The organism is Paraburkholderia franconis, assembly GCF_009362735.1.
GTDB classification, from domain to species: domain Bacteria; phylum Pseudomonadota; class Gammaproteobacteria; order Burkholderiales; family Burkholderiaceae; genus Paraburkholderia; species Paraburkholderia franconis.
Genome location: NZ_WHNP01000022.1, coordinates 14326 through 33395 on the forward strand (window position 1 = coordinate 14326; position 19070 = coordinate 33395).

A 19070-nucleotide genomic window follows, 5' to 3' on the forward strand; every position below is an offset into this window, starting at 1 on the left:
TCGCGCCGCAGACCCACCGCGCGTGCGCGTTTATCGCCGTTAGCATGTTTAGCACCTACCGACGCGTGACCGTCTGATTTTCGCTCTTCCGACTCCCTAGCGAGCCGACGATAAACAGCGTATGGTTTGTCGCTTGCTCACCCTTCTTCGCGAAACCCGCCAGGACATGGGTTCGCCTGTTTGATGGACGTCATCTGTTGACGAATACGTATGAGGGAGCCACCCATGGAAATGAGCACTGCAGGCTCGCGCTTCGTTTGTACAGCCGCTCTGGCCGCGACTTTTGCGCTTATCGAGGCGGATGCCGCCGCTCGAGAATGCCCTGATTTTGTCGAATTGCCATCGGGGAGCAGTTTCAACGTCGCTCGTCTGATATACGACAGCGGTTCTCCCGATGCGGCACTCCGAAAAGTGCGCCAGATGTTCGCTCGAGCGTCCGAAAGCGGATGCCCGAGATCGGAGAAGCCTGCTGCGTGCGATGAAACTTTGGCGGTTGCAAGAAAAGCGATAACGGCGTTAGAACTTTGCACAGCCGATACCTCTGCTGATGATCCGATGCACAAGCGCGGAAGTATTAGCCCAAGATAGTCGTCGCATGCTCCATCGGTTCAAAAGCTCAACAACTCAAGAGCCGTGAAGGAAAATGCGCACAGTGCGCGTCGACGCACTTCATGCGCCCTTTCAGCCGACCCGCAAAGTAGCCATGTACCGCTGCGCCAGCGCTTCATAAAGCGGTGGCGCAAACAGCTTTGACACCTGGCTGGAAATCAGCGCCGTCGCCATCAACGAAAGCACCAGCGCGTGTCCATTGATCATCTCGATCACGATCACAAATGCCGTGATCGGACTTTGCGTGACGGCCGCGAGATAACCGACCATGCCGAGGGCGATCAGCATCGGCAGTTGCATCTGCCCGAACACCAGATGCAGCGCGTTGCCGATGCCCGCACCGATCGCAAGCGAAGGCGCAAAAAGTCCACCCGGCGCGCCAGGCAGATACGAGCCGATCATCGACGCCATCTTCAGCAGCGGATAGCTCGCGCCGAGTTGTGTGTTTCCTTCGAGCATGCCGCGTGCTTCTGCATAACCGCTGCCAAACGTATGACCGCCGGCCGCCACGCCGAGCGCAGCAATGAACAGACCGCATGCAGCGCCGAATGCCACCGGATGTCCTTTGCGCCACGCTCCGAATCGCGCCGGCATCCAGCGGTCGGCGTTCAGCAGCAGCCAGCAGAACGCACCGCCCGCAATGCCCGTCACGGCGCCCAGCATGACGACAGCGACGGCAAGCAGATCGGGGAAGTGTCCGTCGACTTCGATCGTGCCGAAATACGTATAGTTGCCCTGCAAACCGAGCGAGACGATGCCCGCAAAAATAATCGCCGTGATCAGGACGCCGCTCGTTCTCTGTTCGAAGCTGCGCGTCAGTTCTTCGATCGCGAAGACGACGCCGGCGAGCGGCGCATTGAACGCGGCCGACAGACCGGCGGAAGCGCCAGCAAGCGCGAGTTTGCGATCGAGCCCCGCGCCGCGAATATTGCGGAAGCGCACTGGATAGAAGCGCCGCAAGCTGAACATGAGCGCAGCGCCGACATGTATCGTCGGCCCTTCGCGGCCGATGGTGAAGCCGCCGAGAATCGACAGAAACGACACGACGATCTTGCCGACGAGAATGCGCATGTTCAACAGACGCGGCCCGAGTTCACCGCCCTCATGCAGCGTCGCGATGACCTGCGGAATGCCGCTGCCTTCAGCGCCTGCAAAGCAGCGCCGCGTAATCCAGACGCCGAACGCGGCAACCGCAGGCGTGAGCAGCAGCGGCAGCCACCAGAACGAAGTCGCATAACGCAGAAACGTGGCGTAGCCGAAATCGATCAGCCGCGCGTACATCACAGCAACGAGCCCGGTAGCGATCGCGCCGAGCCAGAACACGCCGTAGTGCAGCCAAAGCCGCCTGCCGCGCATGATCGTGCGTCGGTCGATAAATCCGGGAATACGCATTGAAGAGATCGTCTGGTCGAAGCAAAGTAAGGCAGATTGTGACATAAATGCGCAACCCGCCGCACCGACCCGCATGATCACTCACGCAAGGCTATGTGCCGCTATCGCCGAACACCCAGCCGAACGATCCGTAGTGCGCCTTGTGCTCGGCGGCAAGTTTGAGCAGGCAACGTTCGCCCTTTCGCGTCAGATGCACCTGCACCTGACGTCGATCGCTCGCGTCGGGCTTGCGCGTCACGAGCCCAGCCGATTCGCAGCGTGACACGAGCGCGGCTGTGCCGTTCGGCGCGGCCTGCAGGCGTTCCGCGAGTTCGCCGACCGTGGCCCACTGCCGCCCCTCGAACCCGCGCACGTGCAGCAGCAACTGATACTGAAGCGTCGTGACGCCTGCCGCGTTGGCGATTTCTTCCGACACGCGCAGAAACCTGCGCAATTCGTAGCGGAATGCCGACATGGCTTCCAGTTCCTCTTTGCCCGGAAGAGCGTTTCCGGGTTGCCTGCCTGAACTCATTCGAGGTCCTCGCGGGTTGATGGGCTGACTAGTCACACAGCGCTTCAGTGAGTTCGCCGGCGATGTTCGCGGATCATACACACGATGGAAACGGCCGTGACTACCTGCAATTTGTCTTTCGTGCATCTTTCTTCTTCCTATACTTTGCATGGGCGAGTGGCCGGCGTATTGCCATAAATGCGGCGGCGCCTGTTTCGTCAGATCAATCTGCCTTCGTCAAGGAGGTGGCACATGCAATACGACGAACAGAAAGTGCAGGACTTCATGGCGCGCATGGTCGAAGAGTTCGGTGCAGTAGCGTCCGCGCCGCTCATTGCGCTGGGCGACAGGCTCGGTCTTTACAAGGCGATGACCGAACAGGGCTGGCTGACCTCGGAGCAGGTTGCAGAACGCGCCGGCCTTGCCGAACGATACGTGCGCGAATGGCTCGCAGCGCAAGCCGCATCGGGCTTCATCAGTTACGACGCGGCGACCGCCCGCTACCAGCTCGAAAACGAAATGGCGATGTGCTTTGCAGAAGACACAAGCCCGACCTTCGTTCCGGGCTTCTGCGACTGCGCCGAAGCCATGTTCCGCGCGATACCCAAACTGGAAGCGGCGTTTCGCACGGGCTTGGGCGTCGGATGGCACCAGCATCATCCGTCGCTGTTCAAGGGCACCGAGCGGTTCTTCCGGCCTGGCTACGCGGTGCATCTCGTCGACGAATGGATTCCCGCGCTCGACGGCGTCGAAGCGGTTCTGAAGGGGCACGGCGCGAAAGTCGCCGACGTCGGATGCGGACATGGCACGTCGACGATCCTGATGGCGCAGGCCTATCCGGACGCCACATTCGTCGGCTTCGATTATCACGAGCCGTCCATCGAAAGAGCGCGCGAACTGGCCGGTGAAGCGGACGTCGCCGATCGCGTCACGTTCGAAGTGGCCAGCGCGCAGCAATACCCGGGAAACGGCTACGACCTCGTCGCATTCTTCGACTGTCTTCACGACATGGGCGACCCGACGGGTGCCGCTGCCCATGTGCTGCAGTCGCTCAAGCCCGATGGCTCGTGGATGATCGTCGAGCCCTTCGCAAACGACCGGCTGGAAGACAATCTGAACCCCGTCGGACGCGTGTTCTACTCGGCGTCGACGATGATCTGCACGGCAGCGTCCTTATCGCAGGAAGGCAGAAAGGCGCTAGGCGCGCAAGCAGGCGAAGCACGGCTTAAGGAAGTCGTAACGGCGGGCGGCTTCACGCGCTTCAGACGCGCAACGCAGACGCCATTCAATCTGGTCTTTCAGGCGCAGGCGTAACGGATACGTTGACACAGAAAACCGCCATGAAAACGAGCCGGGCGCGCATGCACGCCCGGTCTCGCTCGCTGCTTTGTCCTTACTGCGACATCGCGCCCGACGCGGGATGATCCATTCCCGTCGAATCGTGCTTCTTCATCTTGTGACTCTTGCTCATCGAATCGTGAGACTTGCCGTCCTTGCTCATCGTTTCGTGAGACATGTTGCCCTTGCCCATTGCGTCGTTTGACATCGCATCGTTCGACATCGCGCCGCTCGCCTGCGCGAAAGCAGCGGATGTACCCATCGCCAGCGTTGCCGCGATTACTGCCGTCATCAGTCGTTTCATTGCTCATCTCCTTGGGGTTGAAAGTGGCATCCGGCAATACCGGAACCAGAAAAACGGGCGGCGCTCACGAACCGCCGAACCAGTTGTAGCCCTGGTCGACCCAATAGCCGCCGGGGTACGTATTGGTGACGAAGATCTCGACGATATGCTTCGGGTTCTTGTAGCCGAGCTTGGTCGGCATGCGCAGCTTCATCGGGTAGCCGTATTTCGCGGGCAGACGCTCGCCGTCGTAGTCGAACGTGAGCAGGGTCTGCGGATGCAGCGCCGTCGGCATGTCGATGCTTTCGTAGTAGTCGTCCGCACATCGAAAGCCGACGTATTTCGCCGTCGTATCCGCGCCCACGCGGCGCAGGAATTCCCGGAACGGCGTGCCGCCCCAGCGTCCGATCGCGCTCCAGCCTTCCACGCAGATATGCCGCGTGATCTGCTCCGCGTGTGGCAGCGCGTATAGCTCAGGCAGCGTCCACACGCGCTGTCCCGTCACGAGGCCGCTCACTTTCAGTCGATAGTCGCCGCCGTTCACATCGGGCACTTCGTCGATGCCGTAGTACGCGTTGAACGGAAACGGCCGCGTGATCTGCGCTTCGGTATAGGTCGGGGCGAGACGGTTCGGATCGAACAGGAGCGCCTGTGCCCGATCGTTCAGGCGCGAGACCGCCATCAGAAACTTGTTGACCGACTCGTCATCGGTGATCGAGCAGCCTGTCAACAGCGACAGGCCACCCAACGTCAACAACCGCTTGCCGAACAGACGGCGCGACGGCATCTCCAGTTCGCGGCGCGCATCCGCCAGAATCGCGGCGCGGTCGAGCTTGATGATTTTTCTGTCGTTGATGCTCATGGCGTGTTCCTCGACAAAGATCAGCGGCCGCGCAGCATCGTCAGCAGCGAGCGCGGCACGAGCGCGACCATCGCGACGTGCACGACGACGAACGCCGCCATCACCGCCATCGCGCAGAAGTGAACAATGCGTGCGTTGTCGTAGCCGCCCATCAGCTCGCGCAACAGCGGAAATTGCACGGACTTCCAGATCGCGAGCCCCGACAGCACGAGCACGACAAGATCGATGACGATGACGAGATACGCGAGCTTCTGCACCGCGTTGTACTGGCGCAGATCCGCGTGCGAGAGCTTGCCGCTCAATGCGGCAATCAAATCGCGCAGCACGTCGCGTGGCGAGAGCGGAAAGAACTTCGAAACGAAGCGCCCGCTCGCAATGTTGAGCGCGAGATAAACCAGCCCGTTGAACACCAGCAGCCACATCGCCGCGAAGTGCCATTGCAGCGCGCCGCCAAGCCAGCCGCCAAGAGTGACCGACGGCGGAATCACAATGTTATGGAACACCGGCGACGCGTCGTAGATACGCCAGCCGGAAAACATCATGATCAGCGCGGCCAACGCATTGAGCCAATGCGTGATGCGCAACCAGAGCGGATGAATCGGCGGGTTGCGCGGTGACGTCTCGCGCGCTGGCGTGAGTGGCGCTTTCATCGTTTCCATGTTGATCACCATGACGGTCGGATACCTGTCAATTCGTTGCCAATGCGCGATTGGTTACAGCGTCGCGCCGATCACGCGCAGATGCGTTCAGCGTTTTTGACCGGCGTGAAAAGTTTCGCGCGCGGTGTAACCGGCAGCCGCGAAAACGCGAACTAGCGTGATAAAGGAAGCGGGTGACGACGATGAACCACGACCGCGCTATAGTGGCGCATCACGGCTTCGGCTGTTCCGAAACGATCGATCTGAGACTGGGCGCCGCGCTCGCGTCTGCGGACGCGGGCTATTCGCATGGATCGTCGACTCGTCGTCTCGCCAATAGGGGAACCATGTTGCAAGACGCGGAAAGCCGCCTGAAAGCGCTATTCGTCAGCGGTCTCGACGGCGATGCCGACGCTTACCGCAGCTTTCTGCAAGCGCTTACCCGGCATTTACGCGGCTACTTGCGCAAGCGCATTCCGAACCATCGCGACGACGTCGAAGACCTCGTCCAGGAGATTCTGCTTGCCGTGCACAATGCGCGTCACACGTATCGCGCGGACGAACCGCTGACCGCCTGGCTGCACGCGATCGCCCGCTACAAGCTGATGGACTTCTTCCGCTCGCGCGCGCGCCGCGAATCGTTAAACGATCCGCTCGACGATCACGCCGACCTGCTCGCCGATACCGACGACGAACCCGCGCACGCGCGTCACGACATCGGCAAGCTGCTCGCACATCTGCCGGACAAGCAGCGGCTGCCCATTGTCCATATGAAACTCGAAGGCTTGTCGGTGACGGAGACGGCACGCATCACGGGCCTTTCCGAATCGGCCGTCAAGGTGGGCGTGCATCGTGGCCTCAAGGCACTGGCTGCACTCATTCGGGGGCTGCGATGAAGACCGACGATCTCATTAGCCTCCTGTCGAACCAGGTGACGCGCGTCGATCGCGAGGCCGTCGCACACCGTTTCATCAAGGCGTTGCTGCTCGGCGCATTGGGCTCGCTGATCCTGATGACCATCGTGTTCGGCGTGCGGCACGATCTCAGCAGTGTCGCGCGCACGAGCATCTTCTGGGCGAAGCTCGCGTATCCGCTCGCGATCGCCGTGGGCGCGATGCTCGCCGTGATGCGGCTCGGCCGTCCGGGCGCCAGGGCAGGTTATACGTGGGCGCTTGTCGCGCTGCCGTTCGTCGCGGTGTGGGTCGCGGGCGCGCTCGTGCTCGATGGCGTGGCGCCCACGGGACGCTGGCCGCTTGTGCTCGGTCAAACGTGGCGCACGTGTCCGTTCAACATCCTGCTGCTTTCCGTGCCGACGTTTCCTGCCGTGTTCTGGGCCGTCAAGGCGCTCGCGCCGACGCATCTGCGGCTCGCGGGCGCCGCCGCCGGCCTGCTCGCGAGTTCGACTGCAACGATCGTGTACTGCCTGCATTGCCCCGAGATGAGCCCGGCATTCTGGAGCGTGTGGTACGCAATCGGGATGTTGATGCCCGCAGGCATCGGCGCGTGGCTGGGGCCGAAGCTGTTGCGATGGTAAGACGCGCCCCATTGCCGGTTCGCACGCTCAAAAGCCCGGGGCGTCTTTCTGGCGCTGACGCGTCCGTTCAATCTGCGCATTGCGCGCGTGTGGTCACGTGTGCTTCACATTGTTGCCGACGGCTGGTCGCTGCGCCGAAGATCAGAAAGCTCGCCGCCGCGAGTATCCACACGCCCGCGCCTCCATACAGCATCACCCAGCCGAAGCCGCGTACGAGCGCGTCATGCGCGGTCTTCTGATCGAGCGCGACACTGTGGCCTGCTGCAATCGCGACGCTCAGCGCATGAATCTGCGCGGCGTCGTGCGCACCCGCAAGCGCGTGTGACAGCGATGCATCGACGCCCGCCACCAATACGAACCCCATCAATGCGATGTTGATCGCGAGCGCGATCATGCGCGCGCTCATGTCGATGCCCGAAGCCATGCCGGCGCGCGCGCTCGGCACGGCGCCCGTCGTCGTGTTCGTCACCGTCGTATTCGTGAGGCCGAGCCCGACGCCCGCGACGACGCAACCGGGCAGCATCGTGATCCAGCTCGCGTGTTCAGCGACGCTGCCGATGCGCATCAGAAAGAAGCCTACGCCGATCGTGAACAGTCCGCCTGGAATCACATAGACCGGGCGATAGCGGTAAGCGAGGCGTTCCGCGACGGGCGGCACCACCAGCGTCGGCAGCGTATAGGCGAGCAGCGCGAGTCCCGCGCGAAGATCGTCGTAGCCGAGTGCATTGTGAAAGTACACGGGCAGATAGATCATGAAAGGCCAGAAGCTGAAATTCATCGCCGCTGAGCCGATCAGCGCGCCCGAGAACTCGCGGATGCGAAAGACGGAGAAGTCGAACATCGGATGCGCACTCATGTTCTCGGCGACGAAGAATGCGATCAGGCAGAGCGCGCTCATCGCGACAATGCCGAGCGCAGGCAGGCTCGTGAACCCGAGGTCCGCGCCCTGCGTGATATAGAAAGCCAGCCCGAACACGGCAAGCGACAGCGTCGCGGCGCCCCATGCATCGAGCGTTTGCGCATGCGGGTCACGCGATTCGCTGACACCGCTCGCCGCGAGTGCGATCGTCGCGAGCGCCAGTGGCGCGTGAACCAGAAAGACCCATTGCCAGCCGGCGAGCGCGGCCGTCGCGCTGCCGACGATCGGCCCGAATCCCAGTCCGATGCCGAAAATGATGCCCCATGCAGCGAACGCGTTGACGCGCTCGCGCCCCTGCTGGAACTGATGCGAAAGCACAGCCACCTGGCAGATGAGCATCGCGCCGCCGCTTGCGCCTTGCAGGAAGCGCCCCGCGATCAGCACGGCCATGTTGGACGCGAGCCCGCATAGCAACGACGTAACGCCGAACAGCGCGATGCTGACGACGAATACACGCTTGCGTCCGAAGCGATCCGCGAGCGTACCCGTCGCCATCAAGACGGTCGTGCAGGCAATCGTGTAGGCGTTCATCATCCATTGGATGTCCTTGAAGTCGCCGTGCAGAAGGTGTTCGAGCGTCGGCAGAATCGCGGGGACACTGGAAATCTCCAGACCGAACATCAATGACGAAAGGCAGGCAGCAAGCAGCGCAAGCGTGTTCTTGCGAAAGCGGAGTGGCGGCATAACGTGAACCCGATGCTGTGAATGAACGGTTAATATATCGGGAACTTCAGTCCCTATTGGCGAGCCAGTTTCCGATGAATGCGGCCATCATGGAACCAATGAGGTGGCGTGATGACTGATCGGCTCGATGGCGTGACCACCTTCGTGCAGGTCGTCGAGGCTGGCAGTTTCGCGCTCGCGGCCGAACGGCTGAACCTGACGCGCTCGGCCGTCGGCAAGGTGATTGCGCGGCTGGAAATGCGGCTCGGCGCGCGACTGATTCATCGCACGACGCGCAGCCAGAGCCTCACCGAAGACGGCCAGGCGTACTACGAGCGCTGCGTGCGCGCGCTCGCGGAACTCGAGGCCGCCGAGGCCGAGCTCGAAGGCGGCCGTCGCGTGCCGCGTGGACGGCTGCGCGTCAGTCTGCCGCTCGCATTCGGCCAACTGTGCGTCGCGCCTGTTTTGATGAATCTCGCGCGCCGGCATCCGAAGTTGCAGATCGACATGTCGTTCAGCGATCGCATGGTCGATCTCGTCGAAGAAGGCTTCGATCTCTCCGTGCGAATCGGCGAACTGCGCGACAGTGCGAGTCTCGCGGCACGGCGGCTCGACGTTCAATACACGAGCATCGGCGCCGCGCCGTCGTATCTCGCGCAGCACGGCACGCCCGTCTCGCTCGACGACATGGATGGACGCGACGGCGTCGTCTATGCACGCGCCGGCGCGCTGGTACCGTGGGATCTGCGCGACGACTCAGGTCAGGTGAAACGCGTGAAGATTCACCCGCAGCTGAGCATGGACGACGTGCAGGCGATCGCGTCCGCGGCCGTTGCGGGCTTCGGGCTTGCGCGCATTCCGTACTGGCTGCTCGCGCGATACGTGAAGACGGGAGAACTGGTGCTGGTCAAGGGACGTTGCAGCCTGCCGCCGCAGGAGATAAACGTCGTATGGCCGCGAACCCGCTATATGCCGTCTAAAACACGTTGCGCGATCGATGCGCTCGTCGAGGACATTCCGGCGATGATCGACGAATGAACGCGGCCGCTTCGCGTGTACGTTGCGAAGCGGCCGCGCTGTTTGCTGCTGCATTTCCACACGGACACACCGGTGTGCTCAAGCACCGACGATCGCGCCATCAAACTCTTCATCGGTTATAAGAGGCTTCAGCGCAATTATTTCCTCTGCTTTGGATAACGATTGTACTTTTTACGGGTCGCGAGCACTGGACCGTTCGCAAAGGGTCCGTTGCCGTTATTCATCAGCAACCTCTGGCCGCTTGCAACAAGGATATAAAACGGTATATATAGTTTTTAACCGCTCGTGACAGACAGGCAACACGACGTCCATTTCGACTTGTCCGTATTCGTTGCAGAGCTTTAAAGCAAAGGAGTTCACCATGCCCGACAAGCATCTTTCCAGTCAGTTCGACGCTGCGCTCGACATGCTTTCGACTGATCTCCTGAAGATGGGCGGCCTTGTCGAACGGCAGATTGCTCGCTGCCTCGAACTGCTGAACACATACGACCCTGCGCTCGTTATCGAGGTTCGCGAGAGCGAGCGACAGGTGAACGCGCTCGAACTCGACATTGACGAAGAAATTCATCGCGTCATTGCGCGTCGACAACCCGCCGCACGCGACCTGCGCCTGCTGATGGCGACATCGAAATGCGTGACGAACCTCGAACGCATCGGCGATGAAGCGCGCAAGATCTCGAAGCGCGCGCGCCGCATCGACGAGACGGGCGCCGCGCCTGCGGCTCGCATCATCGGACTCGAAAAATGCGGTTCAATGGCCGCGTCCGTCCTGCATCAGGCACTCGATGCGTTCGCGCGGATGGATGCCGTCGCTGCTGCACAGGTCGTTCGGGACGATAGGGCCGTCGACGAAACATTCCGCGACCTTGTCCGCACGCTCGTTACGCGGATGCAGGAAGCGCCCGGGACGGTTTCAGTCGCGCTGGATTATCTGTTCATCGCCAAGGCGTTCGAACGCATAGGCGACCATGCGAAAAATATCGCTGAATTCATCGTCTATGCCGTTCGGGGCCGCGACGTGCGTCACGTCCCGCTAGTCGAACTCGAACGCGAGGCATCTGAGACTTGAGGCGGTGACTTCCACGCATGCATGGGCATGCTGGCACTGTTCCGCGAGAGGGCCAGAAAGAAGTCTTGCAATATCTGGTATATCCGCCACTACAGCGTTTTTCGCGCCGATTCATCGAAGCCTTCCCTGGCGGTAGCCGGGAGTCCGATGCAACCATGCAGCAGCCCCCTCGGGATACGCGACCCCGATGTGCAAGCACGATGTATCGGCCAATCAGGACAACCGGCTCGGCGCAGACCAGGCCGTCCAACGTCACCGCTGCACCCGCTCGCGCCTCGAAGCGCAGGACGCCGACAGCGCATGCGTGTTGATCGACAGCTCAACTCACTTCCACCCTTCGAGCCTGAGCGTCGCCCGTATCAGCCGCTGTTCTTCCTGTTCGATTTCCTGAAGGCTTTCGCGCACGCCGTTGATGTGATCCGCGGCGGCCCGATACGCCTGCTCGGGCAACTTGCCCGTCACTGCGTTGTAGAGACGCGCATGCTGCCGGTCGATGCGCTTGCGATGCGGCTGCCGGTGATAAAGATTGTTCACCGACGCGAACACCGAACTCAGCAGCAGTTCCGTCAACGACCGCAACGTGTGCACGAGCACAGGGTTGTGCGATGCCTCGCAGATCGCGAGATGAAACGCGTGATCCAAGCGCGCATGTGTCGCCGGATCGGTTTCGGTGTTGTGCGCGGCGAGCATTTCTTCATAGCGCCGCGTGATCATCATGTAGTCGGCGGGTGTGCCGCGCAATGCGGCGAGCCGCGCCGACTCCGCCTCCAGCATGCCGCGCACTTCGAACAGATCGTAGAGCGTGCGCGGTTGCGACGCGAGCAGATGCATCAGCGGCGATTGCGGCGGCTGCGCAGTCAGATTCGCAACGAACGAGCCCTTGCCGTGCGCCGTCTCGATGATGCCGCGCGCGCGCAGCAGCTTGAGCCCTTCGCGCAGTGCGGTTCTCGATACGCCGAGCTTGTCCGTCAGCCGCCGCTCCGATGGCAGCGCCTGCCCCGACCTCAGTACGCCGTCCACGATCAGGCGTTCGATGCGCTCGGCGACCACATCGGCAATCTTGCGATCGGGTTCGTTGACGTCGTTTTGCGTGCTTGAAATCACTGGTATGACCACTTGATAAGCGAATTTCGCATGTCGACATAATACCGCCGATTCCTTCGTAACGCCGGATCGAACGGCTTCGTCACGGCAATGTCGAGGCAAAAAAACTGGTACGACCACTCGCGGCGTCCATCGACAGCGGAAGGCGAAACGGGAACAATCGGCGGCTACATGGATAAGCGGCGCGTGGAAGCCAGTCCCCGCGCTCATGGAGACACCCGATGAGCTATGCCTACGACGAACGGATCGACGGCACGCTTCCCTCGCATGACAAGGCCACGCTGGTCGCCGAGCTTCAACGCCTCGTGCCCGGCATGCAGCTGCTGCACGACAAGGAAGACCTGCGCCCGTTCGAATGCGATGGCCTCTCTGCCTATCGCACGACACCGATGATGGTCGCGCTGCCCGACTCGATCGAGCAGGTGCAAGCGCTGTTGAAATTCGCGGCCGCGCGCAAGGTGCCCGTGGTCGCGCGCGGCGCGGGCACGGGTCTGTCGGGCGGCGCGCTGCCGCTCGAAAAAGGCATCCTGCTCGTGATGGCGCGCTTCAACCGCATCCTGCACATCGACCCTGAAGCGTCGATTGCGCGCGTGCAGCCAGGCGTGCGCAATCTTGCGATCTCGCAGGCGGCCGCGATTCATGGCCTCTACTACGCGCCCGATCCGTCGTCGCAAATCGCCTGCTCGATCGGCGGCAATGTCGCCGAGAATGCGGGCGGCGTGCATTGCCTGAAATACGGCCTGACGGTGCACAACATCCTGAAGCTCGAAGTGCTGACCATCGACGGCGAGCGTCTGACGATCGGCTCCGAAGCGCTCGACTCGCCCGGCTTCGATCTGCTCGCACTGTTGACGGGTTCCGAAGGCATGCTCGGCATCGTCACGGAAGTCACGGTGAAGCTGTTGACCAAGCCGCAGAGCGCGAAGGTGCTGCTCGCGAGCTTCGACGACGTGGAGAAAGCGGGCGACGCCGTCGCGCAGATCATCGGCGCGGGCGTGATTCCGGGCGGCCTCGAAATGATGGACAACCTCGCGATTCGTGCCGCAGAAGACTTCATTCATGCGGACTATCCCGTCGACGCCGAAGCGATACTGCTGTGCGAACTGGATGGCGCGGAATCCGATGTGCAGGAAGACTGCAATCGCGTCGGTGCGCTGCTGCGCGAAGCGGGCGCCACCGACATCCGCATCGCGAAGGACGAAGCCGAGCGTCAGCGCTTCTGGGCGGGCCGCAAGAACGCGTTCCCTGCCGTGGGCCGCGTCTCGCCCGACTACTACTGCATGGACGGCACGATCCCGCGCCGCGAGCTGGCGCGCGTGCTGCGCGGCATCGCTGAGCTGTCGAACGAATATGGCCTGCGCGTCGCGAACGTCTTTCATGCGGGCGACGGCAACATGCATCCGCTGATCCTGTTCGATGCGAATGCACCCGGCGAAATGGAGCGCGCCGAAACGCTCGGCGCGAAGATCCTCGAACTGTGCGTCGAAGTGGGCGGAAGCATCACGGGCGAACACGGCGTCGGACGCGAAAAGATCAACCAGATGTGCGTGCAGTTCAGCAGCGAAGAACTCACGCTGTTCCATTCGCTAAAGGCCGCGTTCGATCCCGACGGTCTGCTCAATCCCGGCAAGAACATTCCGACGCTGCATCGTTGCGCCGAATTCGGCGCGATGCACATCCATCACGGCAAGCTGCCGTTTCCCGAGCTGGAGCGCTTCTGATGCGACGCGAATTCGATTCAACCGACGACAGCGCGCGCCTCATCGCACAAGTCCAGCGCGCGATCGCGGAGCACACGCCGTTGCGCATTCGCGGCAGCGACAGCAAGCGTTTTCTCGGGCGCGACGTGCAAGGCGAGGAACTCGACACGCGCACGCATCGCGGCATCATCGCGTATGACCCGACGGAACTCGTCATCACGGCGCGCGCGGGCACGCCGCTCACCGAACTGAACACCGTGCTCGACGACGCGAACCAGATGCTGCCGTGCGAGCCGCCGCTCTTCAACGGCTCGGGGACGGGGTTGGGGACGGGGTTGGGAACCGGGTCGGGAACCGGGTCGGGAACGATAGGCGGCGCGGTTGCGAGCGGCCTGTCGGGGCCGCGCCGTCCGTGGGCGGGCTCGATGCGCGACTTCGTGCTCGGCTGCCGCGTGATCACGGGCGATGGAGATCATCTGCGCTTCGGCGGCCAGGTGATGAAGAACGTCGCGGGCTACGACATGTCGCGTCTGCTCGCGGGGAGTTTCGGTTCGCTCGGCGTGCTGACGGAAGTGTCGCTGAAAGTGCTGCCGAAGCCGCGCGAGCGGCGCACGTTCGCGCTCACGCTCGGCGCTGACGAAGCGATGCAGGAACTGTCGGCATGGCGCAAGGCCGCGCTGCCCGTGACGGGCGCGAGCTATCTCGACGGCAAGCTGCATGTGCGGCTCGAAGGCGGAAGCGGATCGGTGAAGTCGGCAGTGGACCGGATCGGCGGCGAAGAAATCGACTGCGCGTTCTGGGATGCGCTGCGCGATCATCGTCTGCCGTTTTTCGACAACGGTACCGACGCGAGGCCGCTGTGGCGTCTGTCGCTGCCGAATGCGACGCCGTTAATGCCGCTGCCCGGCGACGTGCTGATCGACTGGGCAGGCGCGCAACGCTGGCTCAGGAGCGACGCGCAAGCCGCCGACATTCGCCAGCTCGCGCATGCGGCAGGCGGACACGCGACGTGCTTCACGCCATCGCCGGAGCGCGAGCCGTTTCACCCGCTCGCCGCGCCGCTGCTGCGCTATCAGCATCAACTGAAACGCCGTCTCGATCCGAGCGGTGTGCTGAACCCCGGCCGCCTGTACGCCGACCTCTGAAGCGGACGCAATCATGCAAACGAATCTCGACTCTCACGCGAAAGCGCTGCCCGACGCCGCGGAAGCGGAAAGCATCTTGCGTTCGTGCGTGCATTGCGGCTTCTGCAATGCGACGTGCCCGACGTATCAACTGCTCGGCAACGAACTCGACGGGCCGCGCGGGCGCATCTATCTGATCAAGCAACTGCTCGAAGGCGAGCCCGTCAGCGATAAGACGCAACTGCATCTCGACCGTTGCCTCACGTGCCGCAATTGCGAAACGACATGTCCATCGGGCGTCACGTATCACCGGCTGCTCGACATCGGACGCGCCGAGCTGGAGCGCCGCGTCGAACGGCCTGTCGGCGAACGGTTGACGCGCAAAGGCCTGCGCGCGGTGATTCCGCGGCCCGCCGTGTTCGATGCGCTGCTCAAGACGGGGCGCGCAGTGCGGCCGCTCTTGCCCGCTACCGTGCAGGCGAAGATTCCGACGCGCGCCGCCGTGCCCGCGAAGCCGCGCCCGGCGCCGCGTCACGCGCGGCGCGTGCTGATGCTCGAAGGCTGCGTGCAGCCGTCGCTTTCGCCAAATACGAATGCGGCGGCGGCGCGCGTGCTCGACCGGCTGGGCATCAGCGTGACGCCCGTCAGCGAAGCGGGCTGCTGCGGCGCGACCGACTATCACCTGAACGCGCAGGACGCGGGACTCGATCGCGCGCGCCGCAACATCGACGCATGGTGGCGCGCGATCGAAGCAGGCGCCGAAGCGATCGTGCAGACGGCGAGCGGCTGCGGCGCGTTCGTGAAGGAATACGGACACCTGTTGCGCAACGATCCCGTCTACGCCGCGAAGGCCGCGCGCGTGAGCGCGCTCGCGCGCGATCTTGTCGAAGTGCTGGCGGCCGAGCCGCTCGACGCTTTGCAGCCCGCCGACGATGCCGTGGCGGCGCGCATCGCATTCCACTGCCCTTGCACGCTGCAGCACGCGCAGAAGCTCGGCGGCGCGGTGGAAAGCGTGCTCACGCGGCTCGGCTTCGATCTTTCATCCGTGCCCGACGCACATCTGTGCTGCGGATCGGCGGGCACGTATTCGATCACGCAGCCCGAGCTCGCGCAGAAGCTGCGCGACAACAAGATGGCCGCGCTCGAAAGCGGACAGCCGGACGTCATCGCGACGGCGAACATCGGCTGCCAGATGCATCTGGATGGCGCGGGCAGAACGCGCGTGCGTCACTGGATCGAACTGGTGGAGGAAGCGCTCGACGCGTCGAATGGGCAGGCGCGTTCGATGCGCAAAAGCGCGGCCGCCGAGCCTGCGTGAAAACCGCTTAACGCGCAGGCCGCTCAGATGCCCGGCGGCATCTCGGCGAGCCGGTCGGCCGAAGCGCGCAGTCCGCCGAAGATGCGCTCCGCGACACGCGCAGGAAAACCGTCGGGCAACGTGGCGGCGACCTTGTCGATGGCGGCGGGCACGTCCTCGATCAGTCTGCCGATCAGCGTTTCGGCGTCGGGGCCGTAGAAGCAGCGCGATGCCATCGCGTTGAAATTGCGACGCTGGATGTCCTTCATCAGGTAGTGCCGGTTCTTGCCCGCGACGGCCATCGCGAGCTTCGCCTTGTGCCAGGACCACTGGTTGCCGGCGTCGCCTTCGACGGGCCAGATCGACATGATGTCGTATAGCGGCGTGAGCGCGTAGCGCCCGCCCGGCAACAGGTGCACGCTGAAGTTCTTCGCGTGGCCGTCCGGCGCGGCGAGCATCCAGAACAGAATCTGCGTGGTGAGGAACGTCGCGAGGTCGGCGTCGGGCCGCTCCGACTGGCGCAGCACGGCGGCGATGTCGACCATGCCGGGGCCGCCGTCCGCTTCGTACCGCTGATGCGACGGCTTGCCGAGCACCTGGCAAAAGTCCTCTTGCGGCAGCCGCAAGATCCATTGTCCCGAAGGATGCAACCGGCGATCGAAGCGCTCGACGGCCAGCACCTTCTGCTCGCCGAACGTCAGGATGTCGGCGTTCGGCACGGGCAAACCGAACGCCCTGAAGAGCGCGAGACACAGCCATTCGTTTTCGACGGACGTCGTCCAGTCCGCCTTCTTGTTGCCGACGAGTCCCAGCGGCAGCTTGAAGATGTGCGTGGTAGGCGTTGCGCCATGCGGGCGCATCCACTTTCCGTCGTGCCGGAGAAACGCCGTCTTTTCCTGCGCGCCCGCGAGCGAGATACGAAAGTCGTCGTGGTCGCCGCCCGCGCCCGGGCCGCCCGACGCGACGGTGCGCGCCAGCGTCTGTTCGACCTCTTCGTCCGACATCGGCGTGCCGTCGATGCGGTCGTACCCTTCCGGCTGCGCGTCTTCCGGCAGCAGTTGCGCCGCGCCCACGCAGTCGCGTCCGATGGCTTCGAGCAGATCGAAGGCGTCGGTGGTGGCCGTCCTGAAGCGAGTGGCGAGGCGCCGCCGGATCGGCTCGCTGTCGGGCAGCAGGTTGTCGAAGTAGTTGCGAACGCGCTCGCCGCGCAACGGCGCATCGTCGATGCCGAACGACAGCGACAGCGACAGCGGCCGTCCGGCGGATGAAGTCATCCAGCCGCGATCGTACTGAAGCTCCATATCGCCACGCGACGGAATGCGCCACGTGCCGACCCGCAGCCCGTTGGTCCACACCGACAGCGCGCGCGCGTGAGACGGCCGGCCCATGGCTACCAGTCCTCCTTCGACGGCTCCGCGCGCGTGGGCCGCGTCTGCACGGCCAGTTCGAGGCCGTACATTGCCAGCAATGTGAAGAGTTGCGCTGTTGTGATCGAGTCGGGATTGAGCTCCATCGCCGACAGCCGGCTCTGGCTCAGGCCCACCCGCGACGCCGCCTGGGCCTGCGAAAGCCCTTTCGTGCGCCGGGCGGTGCGAAGGATCTGGCCAAGCTGGTGCGGAGTGATCAGCGTGCGTTTCATCGAGGCGGCTTGCGGAATACCTGTATGGCAGGTAAGTGCATTTTACTCGCAAAACGGGTAATTGCAAGATAACTGCTATACGGGTAAATGACGATTAACTGTTTTACAGGTAATGCGTAGTCGTCGCGATTCACCCCTTGCGCGCGGGCGTCCAGGCACCCTCATCATCCCGGAATGTCTGGCGATACCAATCCGGCGGCGAGGCGCAAGAGCCTTCAGATTTCGACTGGTTCGAGGCGCAGGCCGCGCCCAGTCACGTGCTGGCGAGCGCTCGACAATCAACCCGCGCGCGAGAGAAACAGCCGGATTTCGTCAGCGAGCCAGTCGCGCAACGCGCACACCTTGGGGTCGTGCCGGCTCCCGATGCGATAGACGAGGTCATGGCCGCGCTCGGCCTTGAGACGAAACTGCGGGAACGGGGCAACCAGACGTCCGGCTGCAATATCGTCCGCCACGATCACGCTGCGCCCCAATGCGACGCCTTCGCCGCGAATCGCCGCCTCAATGGCCAGGCTCCCGTGGCTGTACGCCGAACCGCGATCGCTACGCACGCTGCTTACTCCCGTCAGCGCGAACCATTGCTCCCAGTTGGCCAGCATGCCGTCCTCGTGCAACAAGGTACAACCGGCAAGACTCGCCACAGACGACAATCCCCCCTTTTTCTCCCGATAGGCAGGACTGCAAACGGGCGTCACGGTCTCTTCCAGAATCCGCTCGGCGAGGACGCGTGGATAGCGACCGCTCCCGTAACGTATCGCCACATCCACCTCTCTGTCATTCAGATCGACATAGGTGTCGGTCACATCGAGATGAACGTCGAGTTCCGGGTGCAGCGCCTTCAGCCAATGCAGCCGTGGCGCGAGCCACTTGTTCGCGAACGAAACGCTGGCGTTGATCTTCAGGCGCGCGACATTGTCATGGGCACGAAGGCGTTCCGCCTCTCTTGTCAGCTCTCCCAGCGCGCGAGTCACGATCAGCAGAAACTCCGCGCCGGCTTCCGTCAGGATGATCCGCCGCGTCAGGCGTTGAAACAGCGCGACGCCGAGATGACCTTCGAGCGTCTTGATATGCCGGCTCACTGCGCCGTGCGTGACGTGCAGTTCCTCCGCCGCCAGCGTCATGCTCAATAACCGCCCCGTTGCTTCAAAGGCGCGCAGCGTTTGCAGAGGAGGAAGCCGGTCGAACATAGATAGATATGCGTGAGTCTCACTCACGTATTATATGACGACAAATGGTTTGTCAGCCGGAGCCGCGGCCCCCAATATCTACACACAGCAGCGGTGGACGCGCCCTTGGCCTGGATGTACCGGCTGGCGCTTCGATCGCGTCCGGGTGGGTGATTTCGTTGTCGTCGGAACCACGCTCGCTTAA

The 19070-nt window shown here is 63.1% G+C and carries 19 protein-coding genes; 9 read left to right on the forward strand and 10 right to left on the reverse strand.

Annotated features, from left to right (window positions below):
- Positions 1-225: 225 nt before the first annotated feature.
- The gene (locus GCT13_RS22885; protein ID WP_227746957.1) at positions 226-588 is read left to right on the forward strand and encodes a hypothetical protein; all 363 of its coding nucleotides are present in this window, start codon (positions 226-228) and stop codon (positions 586-588) included.
- Positions 589-681: 93 nt separating this feature from the next.
- Here GCT13_RS22885 and GCT13_RS22890 read toward each other — a convergent pair whose 3' ends face one another.
- On the reverse strand, positions 682-2001 hold the full coding sequence (locus GCT13_RS22890; protein ID WP_152761911.1) for a chloride channel protein: 1320 nt from the start codon (positions 1999-2001) through the stop codon (positions 682-684).
- 91 nt (positions 2002-2092) lie between these two features.
- Positions 2093-2512, reverse strand: a complete 420-nt coding sequence (locus tag GCT13_RS22895) for a MarR family winged helix-turn-helix transcriptional regulator (RefSeq protein WP_152761913.1) — start codon at positions 2510-2512, stop codon at positions 2093-2095.
- A 231-nt stretch (positions 2513-2743) separates the two neighbouring features.
- Here GCT13_RS22895 and GCT13_RS22900 point away from each other — a divergent pair, with 231 nt between their 5' ends.
- Positions 2744-3805 carry a class I SAM-dependent methyltransferase gene (locus GCT13_RS22900; RefSeq protein ID WP_152761915.1) on the forward strand — a complete coding sequence of 354 codons (1062 nt, stop codon included), beginning with the start codon at positions 2744-2746 and terminating at the stop codon, positions 3803-3805.
- Between the two features lie 79 nt (positions 3806-3884).
- Here GCT13_RS22900 and GCT13_RS22905 read toward each other — a convergent pair whose 3' ends face one another.
- The 3 genes from GCT13_RS22905 to GCT13_RS22915 all read right to left on the reverse strand — a co-directional run bounded on the left by GCT13_RS22905 (position 3885) and on the right by GCT13_RS22915 (position 5633).
- Positions 3885-4133 carry a pentapeptide MXKDX repeat protein gene (locus tag GCT13_RS22905; RefSeq protein ID WP_152761917.1) on the reverse strand — a complete coding sequence of 83 codons (249 nt, stop codon included), beginning with the start codon at positions 4131-4133 and terminating at the stop codon, positions 3885-3887.
- 64 nt (positions 4134-4197) lie between these two features.
- Positions 4198-4974, reverse strand: a complete 777-nt coding sequence (locus GCT13_RS22910) for a molybdopterin-dependent oxidoreductase (protein ID WP_152761919.1) — start codon at positions 4972-4974, stop codon at positions 4198-4200.
- Between the two features lie 20 nt (positions 4975-4994).
- The gene (locus tag GCT13_RS22915; protein ID WP_152761921.1) at positions 4995-5633 is read right to left on the reverse strand and encodes a cytochrome b/b6 domain-containing protein; all 639 of its coding nucleotides are present in this window, start codon (positions 5631-5633) and stop codon (positions 4995-4997) included.
- A 329-nt stretch (positions 5634-5962) separates the two neighbouring features.
- On the opposite strand from GCT13_RS22915, the gene GCT13_RS22920 reads away from it, so the two are divergent.
- On the forward strand, positions 5963-6508 hold the full coding sequence (locus GCT13_RS22920; RefSeq protein ID WP_152762093.1) for a sigma-70 family RNA polymerase sigma factor: 546 nt from the start codon (positions 5963-5965) through the stop codon (positions 6506-6508).
- Positions 6505-7146 carry a DUF1109 domain-containing protein gene (locus GCT13_RS22925; RefSeq protein ID WP_152761923.1) on the forward strand — a complete coding sequence of 214 codons (642 nt, stop codon included), beginning with the start codon at positions 6505-6507 and terminating at the stop codon, positions 7144-7146. Before GCT13_RS22920 ends, GCT13_RS22925 begins: the two co-directional genes overlap by 4 nt.
- 67 nt (positions 7147-7213) lie before the next feature.
- On the opposite strand, the gene GCT13_RS22930 is transcribed toward GCT13_RS22925, so the two are convergent.
- Positions 7214-8749, reverse strand: a complete 1536-nt coding sequence (locus tag GCT13_RS22930) for an MFS transporter (protein ID WP_152761925.1) — start codon at positions 8747-8749, stop codon at positions 7214-7216.
- Positions 8750-8860: 111 nt separating this feature from the next.
- On the opposite strand from GCT13_RS22930, the gene GCT13_RS22935 reads away from it, so the two are divergent.
- Together GCT13_RS22935 and phoU are read left to right on the forward strand one after the other, a co-directional pair.
- Positions 8861-9766 carry a LysR family transcriptional regulator gene (locus GCT13_RS22935; RefSeq protein ID WP_152761927.1) on the forward strand — a complete coding sequence of 302 codons (906 nt, stop codon included), beginning with the start codon at positions 8861-8863 and terminating at the stop codon, positions 9764-9766.
- A 361-nt stretch (positions 9767-10127) separates the two neighbouring features.
- Positions 10128-10835: a phosphate signaling complex protein PhoU gene (gene phoU / locus GCT13_RS22940; protein WP_152761929.1), complete on the forward strand. Its 708-nt coding sequence runs from the start codon at positions 10128-10130 to the stop codon at positions 10833-10835.
- A 324-nt stretch (positions 10836-11159) separates the two neighbouring features.
- Here the strand turns inward: phoU and glcC are convergent, their stop codons facing one another.
- Positions 11160-11936 (reverse strand): transcriptional regulator GlcC, encoded by a 777-nt coding sequence (gene glcC, locus GCT13_RS22945; RefSeq protein ID WP_321574567.1) that lies wholly within the window; start codon positions 11934-11936, stop codon positions 11160-11162.
- A gap of 224 nt (positions 11937-12160) precedes the next feature.
- On the opposite strand from glcC, the gene glcD reads away from it, so the two are divergent.
- The 3 genes from glcD to glcF are packed head-to-tail and all read left to right on the forward strand — an operon-like array spanning position 12161 to position 16081.
- Entirely contained in the window at positions 12161-13660 is a 1500-nt protein-coding gene (glcD, locus tag GCT13_RS22950; protein ID WP_152761931.1) for a glycolate oxidase subunit GlcD, read from the forward strand.
- On the forward strand, positions 13660-14784 hold the full coding sequence (gene glcE, locus GCT13_RS22955) for a glycolate oxidase subunit GlcE (protein WP_152761933.1): 1125 nt from the start codon (positions 13660-13662) through the stop codon (positions 14782-14784). Before glcD ends, glcE begins: the two co-directional genes overlap by 1 nt.
- Positions 14785-14797: 13 nt before the next feature.
- On the forward strand, positions 14798-16081 hold the full coding sequence (gene glcF / locus GCT13_RS22960; RefSeq protein ID WP_152761935.1) for a glycolate oxidase subunit GlcF: 1284 nt from the start codon (positions 14798-14800) through the stop codon (positions 16079-16081).
- Between the two features lie 23 nt (positions 16082-16104).
- Here the strand turns inward: glcF and GCT13_RS22965 are convergent, their stop codons facing one another.
- The 3 genes from GCT13_RS22965 to gcvA form a co-directional block, all read right to left on the reverse strand.
- Positions 16105-17448 (reverse strand): type II toxin-antitoxin system HipA family toxin, encoded by a 1344-nt coding sequence (locus GCT13_RS22965; protein ID WP_152761937.1) that lies wholly within the window; start codon positions 17446-17448, stop codon positions 16105-16107.
- A gap of 2 nt (positions 17449-17450) precedes the next feature.
- Positions 17451-17699 (reverse strand): helix-turn-helix domain-containing protein, encoded by a 249-nt coding sequence (locus GCT13_RS22970; protein ID WP_152761939.1) that lies wholly within the window; start codon positions 17697-17699, stop codon positions 17451-17453.
- A 278-nt stretch (positions 17700-17977) separates the two neighbouring features.
- Positions 17978-18886 carry a transcriptional regulator GcvA gene (gene gcvA / locus GCT13_RS22975; RefSeq protein ID WP_152761941.1) on the reverse strand — a complete coding sequence of 303 codons (909 nt, stop codon included), beginning with the start codon at positions 18884-18886 and terminating at the stop codon, positions 17978-17980.
- Positions 18887-19070 lie beyond the last annotated feature (184 nt).